The 15,628-nt window shown below is 57.4% G+C and carries 14 protein-coding genes and 1 pseudogene; 10 read left to right on the plus strand and 5 right to left on the minus strand.

The features are described from left to right. Positions 1 to 15: 15 nt before the first annotated feature. The gene (locus U1A24_RS04435; protein ID WP_322320767.1) at positions 16 to 1,365 is read right to left on the minus strand and encodes an HlyD family type I secretion periplasmic adaptor subunit; all 1,350 of its coding nucleotides are present in this window, start codon (positions 1,363 to 1,365) and stop codon (positions 16 to 18) included. Continuing rightward, positions 1,362 to 3,107: a type I secretion system permease/ATPase gene (locus U1A24_RS04440; protein WP_322320768.1), complete on the minus strand. Its 1,746-nt coding sequence runs from the start codon at positions 3,105 to 3,107 to the stop codon at positions 1,362 to 1,364. Before U1A24_RS04440 ends, U1A24_RS04435 begins: the two co-directional genes overlap by 4 nt. A 594-nt stretch (positions 3,108 to 3,701) precedes the next feature. Here U1A24_RS04440 and U1A24_RS04445 point away from each other — a divergent pair. Continuing rightward, positions 3,702 to 5,747 (plus strand): calcium-binding protein, encoded by a 2,046-nt coding sequence (locus U1A24_RS04445; RefSeq protein ID WP_322320769.1) that lies wholly within the window; start codon positions 3,702 to 3,704, stop codon positions 5,745 to 5,747. Between the two features lie 268 nt (positions 5,748 to 6,015). Here U1A24_RS04445 and U1A24_RS04450 read toward each other — a convergent pair whose 3' ends face one another. Beyond that, a complete protein-coding gene (locus tag U1A24_RS04450; RefSeq protein WP_322320770.1) occupies positions 6,016 to 6,210 on the minus strand; it encodes a hypothetical protein in 195 nt (64 codons plus the stop codon). Between U1A24_RS04450 and U1A24_RS04455 the strand changes: the two genes are divergently transcribed. The 3 genes from U1A24_RS04455 (at position 6,203) to U1A24_RS04465 (ending at position 8,383) form a co-directional block, all read left to right on the plus strand. Further along, positions 6,203 to 7,222, plus strand: a complete 1,020-nt coding sequence (locus U1A24_RS04455; protein ID WP_322320771.1) for a helix-turn-helix transcriptional regulator — start codon at positions 6,203 to 6,205, stop codon at positions 7,220 to 7,222. The two genes, U1A24_RS04450 and U1A24_RS04455, sit on opposite strands and share 8 nt — an antisense overlap. A gap of 240 nt (positions 7,223 to 7,462) precedes the next feature. Then, on the plus strand, positions 7,463 to 7,735 hold the full coding sequence (locus U1A24_RS04460; RefSeq protein WP_322320772.1) for a hypothetical protein: 273 nt from the start codon (positions 7,463 to 7,465) through the stop codon (positions 7,733 to 7,735). 177 nt (positions 7,736 to 7,912) lie between these two features. Next, on the plus strand, positions 7,913 to 8,383 hold the full coding sequence (locus U1A24_RS04465; RefSeq protein WP_322320773.1) for a TniB family NTP-binding protein: 471 nt from the start codon (positions 7,913 to 7,915) through the stop codon (positions 8,381 to 8,383). A 19-nt stretch (positions 8,384 to 8,402) separates the two neighbouring features. Here the strand turns inward: U1A24_RS04465 and U1A24_RS04470 are convergent. Then, positions 8,403 to 8,705, minus strand: a pseudogene (locus U1A24_RS04470) (transposase); the annotation flags it as partial. Between the two features lie 459 nt (positions 8,706 to 9,164). Beyond that, positions 9,165 to 10,280: a GntR family transcriptional regulator gene (locus U1A24_RS04475; protein ID WP_322320774.1), complete on the minus strand. Its 1,116-nt coding sequence runs from the start codon at positions 10,278 to 10,280 to the stop codon at positions 9,165 to 9,167. Here U1A24_RS04475 and U1A24_RS04480 point away from each other — a divergent pair. The 6 genes from U1A24_RS04480 (at position 10,225) to U1A24_RS04505 (ending at position 15,626) form a co-directional block, all read left to right on the plus strand. Further along, positions 10,225 to 11,292, plus strand: a complete 1,068-nt coding sequence (locus U1A24_RS04480; RefSeq protein WP_322320775.1) for an isocitrate/isopropylmalate dehydrogenase family protein — start codon at positions 10,225 to 10,227, stop codon at positions 11,290 to 11,292. The genes U1A24_RS04475 and U1A24_RS04480 overlap by 56 nt on opposite strands. Positions 11,293 to 11,347: 55 nt before the next feature. Then, positions 11,348 to 12,223, plus strand: coding sequence for a GntR family transcriptional regulator (locus U1A24_RS04485; RefSeq protein WP_322320776.1), 876 nt, complete (start codon positions 11,348 to 11,350; stop codon positions 12,221 to 12,223). 46 nt (positions 12,224 to 12,269) lie between these two features. Continuing rightward, positions 12,270 to 13,628, plus strand: a complete 1,359-nt coding sequence (locus tag U1A24_RS04490; RefSeq protein WP_322320777.1) for an acyclic terpene utilization AtuA family protein — start codon at positions 12,270 to 12,272, stop codon at positions 13,626 to 13,628. Then, positions 13,621 to 13,923: a DUF4387 family protein gene (locus U1A24_RS04495; RefSeq protein ID WP_322320778.1), complete on the plus strand. Its 303-nt coding sequence runs from the start codon at positions 13,621 to 13,623 to the stop codon at positions 13,921 to 13,923. The genes U1A24_RS04490 and U1A24_RS04495 overlap by 8 nt, the downstream gene beginning before the upstream one ends. A 245-nt stretch (positions 13,924 to 14,168) precedes the next feature. Next, a complete protein-coding gene (locus U1A24_RS04500) occupies positions 14,169 to 15,122 on the plus strand; it encodes a tripartite tricarboxylate transporter substrate binding protein (RefSeq protein ID WP_322320779.1) in 954 nt (317 codons plus the stop codon). Between the two features lie 30 nt (positions 15,123 to 15,152). Beyond that, entirely contained in the window at positions 15,153 to 15,626 is a 474-nt protein-coding gene (locus U1A24_RS04505; RefSeq protein ID WP_322320780.1) for a tripartite tricarboxylate transporter TctB family protein, read from the plus strand. Positions 15,627 to 15,628 lie beyond the last annotated feature (2 nt).

Below are 15,628 nucleotides of genomic sequence, written 5' to 3' on the forward strand. Positions count from 1 at the left end.
CGATGTTAGGTGATGTTAGGTATCGTCGCGCAAGGCGGTGCGGAAGTAGCGGGTCAGCGGCTCGATCAGATACCGCAACGGCGTGTGCTCGCCGGTGCGGATGAAGCTGTCCACGGGCATCCCTGGTACCAGAACCTCGCCTTTGGGCAGTTTTGCCAGCTCTGATTTCGGCAGTTCAATCTCGGCCCGATAATATGAATTGCCTGTCTGTGGATTGGTGAATGCGTCAGGCGAAACGCGCGTCACGGTGCCGATCAGATCCGGGGTCTCCCGCATGTCGAAGGCGGGAAACCGCAGCACCACCTCTAGCGGCGCATGCACTTCGTTGACGTTGATCGGGGCGATTTGCGCCTCGATCACCAACGGACGATCCTGCGGCACAAGAAACAGCAGCGGTTCAGCCGGGCGGATCACTGATTGAGCGCCATAGACCTTAAGATCGTAGACTACTCCGGCTACAGGCGCGCGAATTTCCATCCGGTCCAGTCGGGTACGCAGGCTGGCACGGTTCTCGGTCAGCTCCATTTCGGTGATTTCAAGGTCGCGCAGCGTGGTAATTGCCTGTTCGCGGCGCATGGTGCGCAACATGATGATCTGCATGCGGATTTCTGAAATGCGTTCCGCGCCCTGCGCGCGCTTCGCGGTCAGCTCGCCCGACAGTCCGGCCAAGCGGGCCTCTTCGCGTTGCAGACCAAGAAGGCGGGCGCTGACCGCCAGCCCGCGTTCCAACAGCGAGGATTGCGCCTTGCTTTCCTGCGCTGTCAGTTCTGCCTGACGCGCCGCAGCAGCGGTCTGGGCGTCAATCCCGGCGATCTGCTGGTGCAACTGACGTTCCTGATTTTCCAACTGCACCTTGTTCTGGCGTAGCGAGTCAAGCCGCGCTTCAAACAGTTTACGCTGACCGATCATCAATCGGCTCACCGCAGGATCAGCGGCGGCAGCCTCGGTCAGCAGCGGATCGAAACTGATTGTTGCGTCATCGTCGCGCTCGGCCTCTAAGCGGCCCCGACGCGCGATGACCTCAAACAGCCTGCTTTCGGTGATCGTCAACTGAGACAATGCCAGCGTCGGGTCAAGCCGCATCAATACTTCATCTGCGGCAACGGTATCGCCCTCGGCCACCAGCACCTCAGCGAGCACACCGCCATCGGGATGTTGCACCGCCTGTCGATTGCGATCCAACACGATCCGACCCTGAGCGATCACTGCGCCGTCGATGCGGGTGGCAACAGCCCAAGTGCCAAAGCCACCGACCAGTAAAAGCACCGCGCTAAAGCCTATCACCAGAGCCAGCCGGGGCGAGCCCAGGCCGATTCCAATATCGCGGCCCAGATCGCGGCTGGGATTAGAGGATGTCTTCGTCATGACAGCCCCCCACCGGTGGCTGTCGCCCTGCGGATATTCTCGACATTGCTCATCATGCTGGACATGATCTGCTCGCGCGGTCCCCAAGCCTTGCGTGCACCGTCTTCCAGCACCAGAAGCTGATCGCATTCCTTGATGGCAGCGGGGCGGTGCGCCATGATCAGCACCGCCTTGCCTTCGGCCTTCATCGCAATCACCGCCTGATTCAGCGCAATCGAGCCTTCATTGTCGAGGCTGGAGTTCGGCTCGTCCAACACCAGAATGACCGGATCGCCGTAAAGCGCCCGTGCCAGCCCGATCCGCTGGATCTGACCGCCAGACAACTGGGTGCCGATGGTCTGCACTGGGGTGTTGTAGCCCATCGGAAGTCGCAGGATCATCTCATGCGCCGCCGCTCGCTGCGCGGCCTCGACCACGCGGGCAGAGTCGAATTCCTGCGCCAGCCGGGCGATGTTTTCGGCTACTGTGCCGTCGAACAGTGTTACTCTTTGCGGCAGATAGCCGATGTATTCGGCCAACTTCTCGGCACCATATTGATCCAGCGGCGCTCCATCCAGCCTGATCTTGCCACTGCTTGCGGGCCACATGCCAGTCAGCGCACGGGCAAGCGTCGATTTGCCCGCACCACTGGCGCCAATCACACCGACTGCCTCGCCCGGCATGATGGTAAAGCTGATCTGTTTCAACGTCGGCATCGCACCGCCGGGTGGGATGACGGTGATCTGCTGCACGGTCAGTTTTGCCTGCGGGCGCGGCAGGTCCATGATCGGGCGGTCCTCCGGCACCTCGGCGAACAAGCGCGCGATATTGTCCCAAGCACGGCGGGATCGTTGTACGGTTCCCCATTGGTTGACGATGGTTTCTATTGGGGAAAGCGCCCGGCCAAGCAGGATCGACGAAGCCACCATGACGCCTGGCGTGACCTCGCCTTTCAACACCAGATAGGCTCCCAGCGCCAACATGCACGATTGCAGAAATTGCCGGAAGGTGCGCGACAGGGTTGAAAAGCTGCCACCCAAATCGGTGCCGCGCAGGTTTTGCTGCAAAGCGCGTTGGCGTGAGCGTAGCCATTTCTCAAAAGCATGGGTTTGCATCCCAAGGCTGCGGATCGTCTCGGCCTCATTCTGAAGCTGCTGAGAATAGCGGTCCGACACAAAGCTTGCGACCGAAGATTTCACGTTAGGCAGTTTGGTGCTGTATTGATTCAGCGCCGCGATCACCAACAACAGCCCGCCACCCGAAACTGCGAGAAAGCCAAGCCAAGGGTGAAACAGCCCGAGCCCAAGCAAGAAAAACGGTGCGAAGGGCGCGTCAAACAACGCAAGGAACACCGGCGAGGCGTAGAAACGGTTGATTGCCTCTAGATCCTTCAACTGCTGACCACTGCCGGTCGTCTCATCAACGCGGTGATCGGTCACGGCCTTCTTCAGCATCGCGTTGAAGACGCGACGGTCCAAGCGGGCCTGAAACCGCGCGCCCATCCGTGTGGTCAATCGGGTGCGCGCCCAGTCCAGCACACCCATGATGATAAACAGGAAGGCCACCATGATGAACAGCGCCACAAGCGTCGATTCCGACCGCGCACCCAGCACCCGGTCATAGGTTTGCAGCATAAATAGCGGACTGGTCAGCATCAAAATATTGACGAAAACACTAAAAAAACCAGCGGTCCAAACCAGCCCACGAAATTCACGCCAAGTTTCGCGCAATTCGGAGTGGCCAATAAGAATGTCATCTGACATCTTCGCCTCACATCTAAAATGATATAATCGATATACTTAAGTATTGTGGCGCGCTCGACCGTATCGGAAATCTACGATAGGATCGCCATCTGAGCGTAGCGCAACATTATAAATTTGTCACTCCATATTAGTTTCTTTTAGAAAGTAGAGAATTTTGATGCAGGCTGTAGGTTTGGGGATTGTGGTGGAAACTTATCGGAGATGGGGTCGGTCTGAACAGACTGATTCGCATCGAATCGATATAAATTTGATGTATGTTAATCTACGGCACAACCTAGAATTGCAATTAAGATAATCTTCAATTTTGCCATATAAGTAATGTAACCTATTGTATTTAATATGATATAGATCTGTTCCTCTAAGATTCTCGTTCATCGTTCACCCTGTCAAGTTACGAAAATATAGGCGTAAAGCGAGCGTTACCCCTAATTGAGGGTATCCGCGAAATCTCAATGGTGGCTTTTTTGAGGCACTGCATCAGCGGCTACTTCTGAACGGTATCCGCAAACGTGTGGAGCGGACGGGCAGTTTATTGTCCGTATTCGGTAATGTTGAAAGATTTTAAACCTTTGGGAGGACTCGATCATGGCTACGATGAAAACGAAGGACCAGGCGTGGGCGCTTATTAGCGGCGCGCCTTGGCTTGGCGGCACACCTAATTCTGACAATGGGAATTTTAACAGCTTACCCGGTGTCAACAAGGGCAGTGGTCTGGGCGGTGATGACCACATCCTTGGCAATGGCAATGCCAATGCGATCACCGGCGACGGTGGAAGTGACTTTATCCGCGGCGGCGGCGGCGGCGACTACCTGTTCGGCGGCGAGGGCAACGACATCCTGATGGGTGACGAAACCAGCGGCGATCAGGGCAATGACGAGCTGAGCGGTGGCAATGGCGATGACATGCTGGCTGGCGGTGGTGGCGACGATCTGCTCGACGGCGGCTCAGGCAACGACGTGGTGATCAGTGGCTCTGGCAATGATGTTGCTTGGGGCAACACGGGCGATGATGCTGTGTTGGGCGGCACAGGTGATGATCTGCTCTATGGTGGCGATGGCAATGATTGCATGGCGGGCCAAGAGGGCAACGACACGCTTTTTGGTGGCGCTGGCAACGACATGATGACCGGCGGAGCCGGTGACGACACGCTTTATGGCGACGACGGCGACGACGTGGTCGCGGGCAATGCAGGCGCCGATTACATCAATGCCGGTAAAGGCAACGATGTTGCCTTTGGTGGCAGCGGTGAAGATACCATTCACGGCTTTGACGGCCACGACAAGATTTATGGCGGCACCGGCGACGATGCTCTTATGGGTCAGCGCGGCATGGATGCCATCTCTGGCGGCGATGGCAATGATAACATCCAAGGCGGTGCCGACGATGACCACATTGCCGGCGATGCCGGGGATGATGTTATCGAAGGCAATGACAATGCCGACTGCATTTCAGGCGGCACTGGAAATGATCTGATCTACGGTGATAACGCCGATGGCCAGGTGGCTGCGGGCGAAGCCAGCGATTCGATCACCGGCGGCGCAGGCTGCGATACGATCTATGGTGGCCAAGACGACGACGCGGTCACCGGCGACGATGCCAATGACCTGCTCTATGGTGGTGTCGGCAATGACACGATGAATGGCAACCTTGGCAACGATAAGCTGTATGGCGATGCGGGCGATGACCATTTGAACGGCGACGCTGGCGCTGACTGCATCAGCGGCGGCACAGGTAACGACAAGATCGCAGGCGATGCTGGCGCTGACAAGCTCTATGGTGACGCTGGCGATGACTGCATCACTGGTGGGGCCGGCGCAGACGTCCTCTTTGGTGGTACGGGCCGTGACACGCTGGATGGCGGCGCGCAGAACGACCGTTTGGATGGTGGTCTGGGCAACGACTTCCTGCATGGTGGTGCTGGCAATGACCTGCTGGTCGGAGACACCGGTGTAACCAATGGTGGCAACGACCTGCTGCTGGGTGGTCTGGGTGACGACACGCTTCAGGGCGGCAAAGAGACCGACTGTCTGGTGGGTGACGAAGGCAATGATGTGCTCTATGGTGAAGGCGATGGAGACAACTTCTACTTCGGCTATGATCTGGACAGAGATGGTGACGGGGTTTGCGACACCACCGTTCTGAACATCGGCAATGATGTGATTAAGGACTTCGATGACGATCAGGAAGATCGCGTGATCTTCCATTCTGACTTTGAAGGCACGTTGTCGGCCTCTATTGTGGGCAATGACGTCCTGATCACCTCTAGCTTGGGTGGCTCGGTGCTGATCGAGAACTTGGTGGGCGAGTTGGAAGGCATCAACCCGCTTGATCCGTTCTTCAGCCCGGCGGCGCTGATGGACTTCTTGCTGAAACCCGGCATCGACGGCGACGGCAAGGGCATCATCAGCTTTGATGACAAGTGCATTACCCTGCCGAACTGTGAGCCGGATGATGCATCGGTCACGTGCGAAGTGCCATATTGCGAGCCGATGCCCTGCGTGATTGATCTGTCCAAAGATCATGTCGGCAACACCACCATCTTCACCAACGAACAGCAGATTGCCGACCTGTTCGTCGAAGACGATGTCAATGTTAAGGTCAATGGCAGCACGCTGACCATCGACCTGCTGGCAGAGTAAGTAATTTGTACTCGTGATTTCAATTTAAAGAGCGGGCGCCCCCTTCGTTGGGGGGCGTCCACCCTTGATGGGAGGGGAAAGTTGGATCGTCTTCGTTTGGTGGGCTGTGGTTTGCACTTCGGCTCCGTCTATCAGGTGCGACTATGCAAGCTGTATCATGTCGTAAAATTGACATTTGTTCATAGTTTCGATACGGTTTCTACATTTAGACCTGATCCTGTCCTCGATGATTTCTGACTTTGTTTTAGGGCACCCAAACTTCAATGCGCTAAGGCGTACCATAACCTGCGTTGATTGCGGCGCCGTGAAGAACCGTTGCCTTGTGTCGATTATTGTTTTCATCCAGTCCGATGACATCAACCCGGTCGTAGCGCTGGCATTGCTGGTAACCGGCAAATGCAAGATCCAGCCGCAGTTTTCCCGATGATGGCGCCGCCATTTTAAATGGTACGAGAATGAACATGCAACTTAGCGATTACAGCAATAATCACCGTGCGAATTTCGCGCAGTATTTTTGCACGAGCGCGGAACTTCAAGGCGTTTTCATGGGCTTCTTCGATGGAAGCGGCAAAATCTTTACCGATGCTTGGATCTCCAAGATGGCGGATTGTTCGCAAGAAACCGTGCGCACATTGGTCAAGATGGCTGAAAGTAGGCTGATTGCACATTCCAACGACACCGTCCGTGCAGACGTTGTCCACAACCAACCTGGCTTGGGCGATTTGCCAGACAAGACTTACCCCATCTGGATCAGCAATGGTCGCAATGTCGTGGGCATCGGTGCGCCGATCGCTCAAAGCTTTCCGGTCATGGCCTTCCCGCGACTGGGCCATGTCGATCTTATTGAGAAGCAACCGCTGCTGCGCATTGGCATGGCCTATGTCACTCAGCAATTGGCCGAGTCGCTTGATTGCCGCAACAACTTGCACCTCGCCTCGTTACAATCGGTGATCTCGCTGCTTGCACTGCGGGTTTTTGTCGTCAACAGCGCGGGACTGGTAGTTTACCATCAATCGCCGCGCCAGGGTGCAGTGAATGCGATCGACCGCATCGTAACCGGGGAAAAGCTGACACTGGTGAACAAGCGCGAATGTGTGGCGCTGCGCGAAGCAATCCGCGCTGCTACAAAGGAAGATGGACGGTCTTCTCTGTTGTCGTTGACATCTCTGGGCCAAGATTCGCGGCTGGCGCTGGTGGCACCGATGCCGCAGTCAAGTCTGCGGATGGCGATAGTGCTATTTGGCGAAAAGCAGATCAGACATAGCCTGCAGCACGAGCGTTTCTTTGACTCTTACGAAATGACGCCATCGGAACGGCTGGTTGCGCGTGAGGTGCTATTGGGCAAACAACTCAACGAGATTTCTGCGAGTACCGGCCTGTCGCTGTCGACGATCCGCAGCTATCTGAAACAGATATTCGCCAAGACGCGGACGCATCGTCAGATTGACCTAGTCCTGCTATATTATCAGACCTGAGTAACGCTTGGTTTCCTGAGGTCAGGAGCCGATCTGCAACACTCTGTCGATCGCCCCTGCCACCTACGACGGACATCTGACGAAGCGGGCGGACCCCTCGCAACTGTCGGATCGTGCTAGGCGGGACGAGGAGTTTCGTCCACAGATACAGTGCGTTTTCGAAACGAACTAACAGGTATATAGTGTGCGCAAGATCTGTCGGCAGTTGCGCCGCGAAGATTTTGACTCGCCCGATGCACTGTGTCCAGATCGATGAAGGACATGGATATTCAAGGGATTATCCAGAGTAAACCGCAAAAGGTAACGATCGTTAACAAGAATCTTCCATGCCCGTTGGACAAGGTGAACCGCCGATTCCGGGTGCCTGCGCCAAACATGCTGTGGGTTTCCTATTTTGCCTATGTCGTCATCTGGGACGGGTTCGTTTATGTCGCATTAGTCATTGATACCTATGCCCGGTGCATCGATGGCTGGCGGGGCGCGTTCTCGACGTTTGTTGGGATAGAAGACTGACTATGAAAGTGCGAAACAGTGTTCGAAACCCGTCTCTTCAGTAAAATCTTAGTAATAACAAGACTCTGCAAGGGAAGTCTTGGGGCCGTGACCTGAGCCACGTCCCCCCCCGATTTTTCGGAGAGTCCATGGGTTAATTTCTGAAACTATGCGGGGCTTTTTTTCAGTCTCATTTGCATGGCAAGCTCTGTCGGCGTGATGTTTCCGAGGGCGGAATCCGAACTGGAGGTACGTGCTCTCAACCATTTGCGCGACATGGATCTCAGGATGATCATGATCGACGAGGTGCACAATCTGTTGGCTGGCAGTTACCGTGAACAGCGACGCTTTCTCAATATGTTCCGATTCCTGGCCAATGATCTTTGCGCGTCCCTCGTCGTGTTCGGCGTCAATGAAGTTGTCGATGCCATTCGCGGCGACGAGCAACTCGCTCGGCGATTGGACGAACATTTCTTGCCGTTGTGGGAAGACGACGTCGAGTTTTCGCGGCTCATCCAAACCCTGATTGCGGCAATGCCGCTGAAACGGGGATCGGGTCTTGGCGATTCAAAAATCGCGCCTGACGATCAGGGCCTGACCCGCCTGCACAACATCATCAGTTCGGTCGGCTCAGGCCCTGATCTCCGCCAGTCAAGGGGTCAATATTGAGCGCCGATAGGGGGTCAGCTTTGCGTGCCGATTGACAAGTCGCGTCGATCATCACCGTCTTCGGAATGGCCGCCTCTAAGGTCAGACCTTCCATCATCCGGGCAAAGACACCCATGTCCACCCAACGCTTCCAGCGGTTGTAGAGGGTCTTTGCAGGACCACATTCTCTGGGCGCATCGCGCCAGCGCAACCCATTACGATTGATGAATATTATGCCGCTAAAAACATGTCGATCATCGACGCGAGGCTTGACATGGCTTTTGGGAAAGAACGGTTCAAGATGGGCCATCTGCACGTCGGTCAGCCAGAACAGGTTGCTCATTGACCGCTCTCCTTGCGGAGTCTGAATCATGCCGCAGAAGCAAGATCAATGGGTCCTGACCCCAGTTTACCAATTTCTCGAAGGGTGACGGAGATAACGAAATGTTTGTCCGACTTCTCATGCTCCTAGAATTCAAGATGAAGGTTCGGGATAGGATGCTCCGATGCCCGGACCACTGAGGGCAGCGACTGGCGCTTTCGGCCCAAAGCAGACACTCGCGTCGTCAAGATGCTGCGCGGCAGTACTCGCAGAAGCGGTCTTTTGACAATATCGCAGAATTTCTTTGCACCAAGCGTGTGCAGCGCAGATGTGTACTTGTCTCGAGTCAGCCGAGCCATTCACCTGTACGACGACCAGTATCGGAGGACGCGCCTAAAACAATCATGCCCCAAGTTCTACCGGTTGGACCGTTGAGGGTTATGCGATCAGCTAACGCACTATCGCCAGCCCTGCGTTCAGTTATCTATGCGCGTGCGGATGATCCAGCGACGCTCCAGCCGTGTAGGCTTTAATCGGGCCCAAGGCTGCCAGATGCATGCGCATCTCCCCGGCCGCTTCGGCGTTCCGGCCATCAAGGACCAGTTCAAGAATTCGGACATGTTCGGCGCAGCGCAGGCGAGCCTGTGCGCGGTCAACGATCTGGCGATATTCAATCAGCCGCCGCAACCGGTCGACGCGACGCAGGCTATCGATGAAAAATGTGTTGCCGCTACAGTCGATGATCGCTTGGTGCATCGCGCTGTTCTGTACGAAAAGCTGCACGCTGGAGATCGTATGAATGGCCCCGCTGACCAGACCGCGTTGTTGACAGAGATGGCGTTCAAGCTCGGCCGTGTTCAGCTGAAATCCGGGTTCCAGCAAAGCTGCCGGTTCGATGGCTTGCCGGAAACTGTAGCTTTGACGGTAGGTTTGCATCGACGTCAGCACGGGTAGAAACCGCCAGCCGTTGCCTGGCAGACGTTCGACCCAACCTTCTTCGGACATCTGCCGCAACAGTGCAAGAAGGCGTGGCCGGGTGACAGGGTAGCGCCGCAAAAGTTCATTCTCGCTGATCCGGTCGGGAATCTCACCCGCCAATCTGTCGCGGGCGATGGCCAGATAAATATCCTCGGCATTGTCCGAGGCGGTTTCGTCGGAAAGATCTGCTGCCGCTTGCGGATCGGCCAGTTGATATCCGCCACGCGCGCTCACACGTAGCAGACCGGCTTGTTCTAGCTCGCGCAGGGCCACACGGATCGGCGAGCGCGAGACGTCAAAACGCTTGGCCAGCATCCGTTCGGTCAGCGGGGTGCCTTCGGTGAGGGCTTCGGCAAGCACAAAGCGGGCGATCTGAAGGGCTAGGGTGCTGGCAAGCTGCGTCACTGTCTGTCCTGCAAAGCGAGGGTTGCTTGTTATCGCATGGGGCCGGGAAATTTCCAAGGCATGGTTTTTTAAGGTTGCAAAACACCACATCGCAAGATACTGGTCTTTTGTCGCGTCAAAAATCCACGCGCCCTGCTTTGATGGAAGGACACCCTTCATGCGCTTACTTGCCCTGCCGGGTGACGGGATTGGTCCTGAGATTACCGCAGCCACCTTGCGTGTGCTTGCTGCAGTTGATGCCCGGTTCGGGCTGGGGTTGCAGATCGAGACGGCGGATATCGGGCTGAAATCGCTGGCCGAACAGGGCACGACGCTGCCCGATGCCGTGATGGCGCGCATCCCGCAGGTGGATGGGGTGATCCTTGGGCCGGTTTCGCATTACGATTACCCGCCGCGCGATCGTGGCGGCATCAATCCTTCGGGTGCATTGCGCGTGCAGTTTGAGCTGTTTGCCAACGTTCGGCCCTGCCGCTCGCGCCCCGATCTGACGGTGCTGCGCAAGCCGATGGATCTGATCATCGTGCGCGAGAATACCGAAGGCTTTTATTCCGACCGCAATATGTTCGCGGGCACGGGTGAATTCATGCCGGACGAGAATATGGCGCTGTCGGTGCGCAAGATCACCGCACGGGCTTCTGAAAGGGTGGCGCGTGCCGCCTTTGAATTGGCGCGCGGGCGGCGGAAGAAGGTAACCGCAGTGCACAAGGCGAATGTGCTGAAATTGTCTGACGGGCTGTTTCTGCGCGAGGTGCGCAAAGTCGCTGTTGAGTACCCGGATGTGGTGTTGGAAGAGCTGATCGTCGATGCCACTGCGGCACTTCTGATCCGCAAGCCCGACCAGTTCGATGTGATCGTGACCACCAACATGTTTGGCGACATTCTGTCGGATGAGGCGTCTGAGCTGTGTGGCAGCCTTGGTCTTGGCGGGTCGATCAATCAGGGCGAGTCGATTTGCGTGGCGCAGGCACAGCATGGATCGGCCCCCGACATCGCCGGGCAGAACAGGGCGAACCCCACCTCGCTGATCTTGTCGGCGGCGATGCTGCTGGACTGGTTGGCGCTGCGCAACGACAGCCCACAGCTTGCAAAGGCCGCCCGCACTATTGAGGCCGCAATTGAGGTGTCGCTCGACAACAGGGCTACGCGCACTGCCGATCTGGGCGGGCAACTGGGCACGGTGGCGTTCACCGACCAGGTTGTCGCCGCATTGGTTGCGGTGGAGTGATTGATCCATGATGAACTGTCCTATATTGCAGCATAAGACGTTTTTGGGACCGATCATGAATGAACTTCATCGCAATCTCGCCGACAGGATCGTGCGCCATATCCGCACGTCCGACATGGCTGAAGGGCAACACCTGACCGAAGCCAGCCTACAGGACCTGCTGGGCATTTCGCGCCAGCCGATCCGGTCTGCCTTGGCAATGCTGGCCGAACAGGGCATCTTAGAACGGGTGCCAAATAAGGGATACTTCCTGCGCAACCTCGTGACGCGTGCGGATTCTGTGGTGCCTTCGGACGAAACGTCCGAGGAGGGGGTCTATCTGCGCATCGCGGATGACAGGTTGTCGCGCCGTTTGCCGGATAGGGTCAGTGAGAACGACCTGATGCGGCGTTACGGCGTGTCACGGCCCGGGTTGCGCCGCACCCTGACGCGGATTTCGGCGGAAGGCTGGATCGAACGGAATGAGGGTCGGGGCTGGACGTTTGCCGCGCTGATCGACTCGGTCGATGCTTATCGCGAGTGCTATGAATTGCGTCAGGTGATTGAGGTGCATGGCCTGCGCTGCCCCGGTTTCCGGTTGGATCGCACTGTGCTGGCTGACCTGCGGCGGCGGCAGGAAATGGTGGCCGAAGGCGGTTGGCAACGGTTGAGCCAGATGGAACTGTTCGAAACAAACTCGGAATTCCATGAAGGGCTGGCTGCGCTTTCCGGCAACCGGTTTCTGCAAAACACCGTGCAAAAGCTGAATCATCTGCGCCGCTTGGTGGAGTACCGCCAAACTTTGAATATCACTCAGGTGCTTGGGCAAAATGCCGAGCATCTGGGGATTCTGGATGCGCTGGATGCAGGCGACACCGCCCGCGCGGCGGATTTGATGTTTGAGCATCTGGGCCGTGCGAAAGACCGCAAGGCGCGGGCAGAAATGTTCTGATCCCCGCGTCTTGGGCGTGGGGCAACTGCAACGGAGGATACGTCAGATGACACGCGTATTGGTGCCCGCGGGCGCTTTGGGTCTGGGCTATGATCGCAAGGCGCTGGAGCGGGGGGTTGCGAACCACCCCGACATCATCGCGGTGGATGGCGGGTCCACCGACAGCGGACCGTCCTATCTGGGACGCGGTATGTCCAAATACTCGCGGGCCTCTACCAAAGCGGAATGGCGCGAGTTGATGCAGGCACGGCTGGCAGCGGGGGTTCCATTGGTGATTGGCACCGCGGGCACCTGCGGCGCCGACAGCACGGTGGATTGGTTGCTGGAAATCACCCGCGAGATTGCGACCGAGGATGGGTTGCATGTGCGCGTGGCCACGTTGAAATCCGCCCAGCCAAAGGCACGGGTCAAGGCGGCGATGGCCGAAGGCAAGTTGCATCCGCTTCCCGCTGCGCCCGATATTTCCGAAGCGGTGATTGACAGTTGCACCAACATCGTCGCGCTCGCTGGGGCAGAGCAGATCACGGCGGCACTGGCCACTGGCGCCGATATCGTCATTGCCGGGCGCACCACCGACACGGCGATCATTGCGGCGCTGCCGATTGAACGCGGCGACCACGCGGGGGCGGCGTGGCATGGGGCCAAGGTCGGCGAATGTGGGGCGCTGGCGACAACGCATCCGAATTCCGGCGTCATCCAGATAGATTTTGACGCCACGGGTTTCACGGTTGAACCGATGGCGCTAGAGGCGGCGGCGACGCCCTATACCGTGTCCGCGCATATGCTTTACGAGAATTCTGATCCGTTCATTCTGCACGAACCCGGCGGGCATCTGGACGTGACGCGATCCGAATATCATGCCATCGACCCGCGCCGCGTGCGGGTGGAAGGCTCGGACTGGGTGCCGGGGCGCTATACGGTCAAACTCGAAGGGGCCCGGGTGGTCGGCTATCAGACCGTCGGTCTGGCGGTGATCCGCGAGCGCCGCTATGTGCGCCACGCCCGCGAATGGGCGGCGGATGTGCAGGCGCGGGTGACGGAAAAGATTGTCACGCGGATGGGTCTTGCGCCCGAAAGCTTTCATCTGGAGATGCGACTGATCGGGATGGATGCCACACTTGGCGCGCTGGAAAACCGCACTGAATTGCCGGTCGAGGTCGGCATCATGGGCATCCTGACCTGCCCCACCGCCGAACAGGCTGCCGAAGCGGGCAAGATCCTGAACCCCTATCTGCTGCACCATCCGCTGACCGAGGATGAACCGATGCCAACGTTTGCCTTTCCGTTCTCGCCCGCAGAAATGCAGCGAGGCGCCTTGTATGAATTTTGCCTCAATCACGTGATGGAACTTGATGATCCGATGTCGGCCTTTGTTCTGGAACTGCATGAGGTCGGTCATGGCTGAGCTGGGATCCTTGGTCAGCAAGGTACGCTCGAAAAACGCAGGGCCCTTCTGGTTGACCGTCGATGTGTTTTGCGACGATGCCGCCACTTTTGCCCGGGTTTGCGATGGGCTGAAGGATGCCGAGGTGGCGCGCTTGTTCGGGGTCGAACAGCAACTGCTAAAGCGGTTTGACATCCCGTCGCTGAATGTCGTCAAGTTCTCGGTGCCGCGCCCGGTGGTGCAGGGCACGCGCGCTGACCGCGACATGCACGGCGCGGGCTGGGCGTGTTTGCTGGAAGAAATGCAGATCGCCTGACGGGCGATTCGGCTTGTCTGGATTGTGCGCCTTGCAAGGCTTGGCTTCGCTTGGCGCATATTCAGACAGATTGAATTATCTATCTGTAATACAACAATAAATGACGATTAACCTGCCGCGCCAAAGCGATTGATTGCTTTGCTTAATTGTCGTAAGTATAGTCATGAGACAAACGCAAGGAGGCGGTTGTCTTAGTGGCTGGGGGCGGAATAACCCTCTGGCTTGAAATCATCGGGAGGATGAAAATGATCAGAACAATTTTTGCGGCGACAGTCGCGCTTTCGCTGGCAGGTCTTGCTCCGGTTTATGCAGAACCGGCGGTGGTCATGGCGCCGGGCGGTGCTGGCGGCGGTTATGACGCGATGGCGCGCCTGCCGTTTGATGCCATGAACAAAGAAGGCATCTTCACGGATGGTGCAAGCTTTACCAACAAGGGCGGTGCCGGCGGCACGATCGGCCTTGCAGAGTTTGTCAGCTCTAACACCGGCAATGACAACGCGGTGATGTCGATGGGCGTCATCATAGTTGGCGGCATTCTGATGAACAATTCGCCGGTCACGCTGGACGATGTGACGCCGCTGGTGCGGCTGACCAACGACACAGGCGTGGTGGCGGTTGCAACGGACTCGCCGATCAAAACGGTGGAAGATCTGGTTGCGGCGATGAAAGCCGATCTGGGCGCGGTGGCGATTGGCGGCGGCTCGGCTGGGGGCGTCGATCATATCGTGATGGCGCTGATCGCCAAGGAAAATGGGCTGGAACCGGCCAAACTCAACTACATCCCCTATGACAGCGGTGCGGAAGTGGTGACGGCGCTCGGTGGCGGCGCTTTGACGGTCGCGGTTTCGGGTGTGTCTGAATTCAAGGCGATGGCTGATGCAGGCCGCATCCGCATTATTGCGGTGACCTCCGAAGGCCGGGTTGACGGTATCGATGCGCCCAGCCTGAAAGAAGCCGGACTGAATGTCGTTGTCGGCAACTGGCGCGGCATCGTGGGTGCCAAAGATATGTCACCCGAAGGACGTCAGGTCTGGCTGGATCGTTTTGCCAAAATGCACGACTCGGCCGCCTGGAAAGACACATTGGCCAAGCAAGGCTGGGAAGACGCTTATCTGTCCGGCGACGAATTCGTGGCTTTCCTTGAAACTGAAAAGGTGCGGATTGGCGAGATCCTGAAGGAATCCGGTTTGGTCAAGTAAGATCAACCTCACTTCAAAAGGATGAATGATATGACGGAACGCCCTTACTGGATTGCGGGTGGTGTTGTGGCTTGGGGCGCTATCGTGCTTGCCAAAGCTGCCGAGCTGCCGCAGTTCGATCAGTATGCCCATGTCGGGCCGGGTTTTGTGCCTTCAGCCGTTGGTTTGGGCCTGATCTTGCTGGGTATGATGCTCGCCTTGCAAATCTGGCAGGGCGTTCCGTTCGAGGAACAAGGTGCAGAGGACATAAATGACGCGCACGTCGTGTCCTACAAGGCGCTGGGGCTCGTCGCCTTGGCCTGCGCTTTACCGATGGTGACGATGCCCACCCTGGGCTTCGTCGCGACCTGCACCGGCTGCTTCGTTCTGATCGCCGCGGCCTTCAAATCAAGCCGCTGGATGTTGAACCTGATCCTGGGCTTGGGCTTTTCAGTCCTGTGCTGGTGGCTGTTTGGAAAACTTGGCGTGCAATTGGGCGGGCTATTGCCTGCCGTGGGGATGTGACA

Origin of the sequence: Cypionkella sp., assembly GCF_034376685.1 — a bacterium.
Taxonomy (GTDB): domain Bacteria; phylum Pseudomonadota; class Alphaproteobacteria; order Rhodobacterales; family Rhodobacteraceae; genus Cypionkella.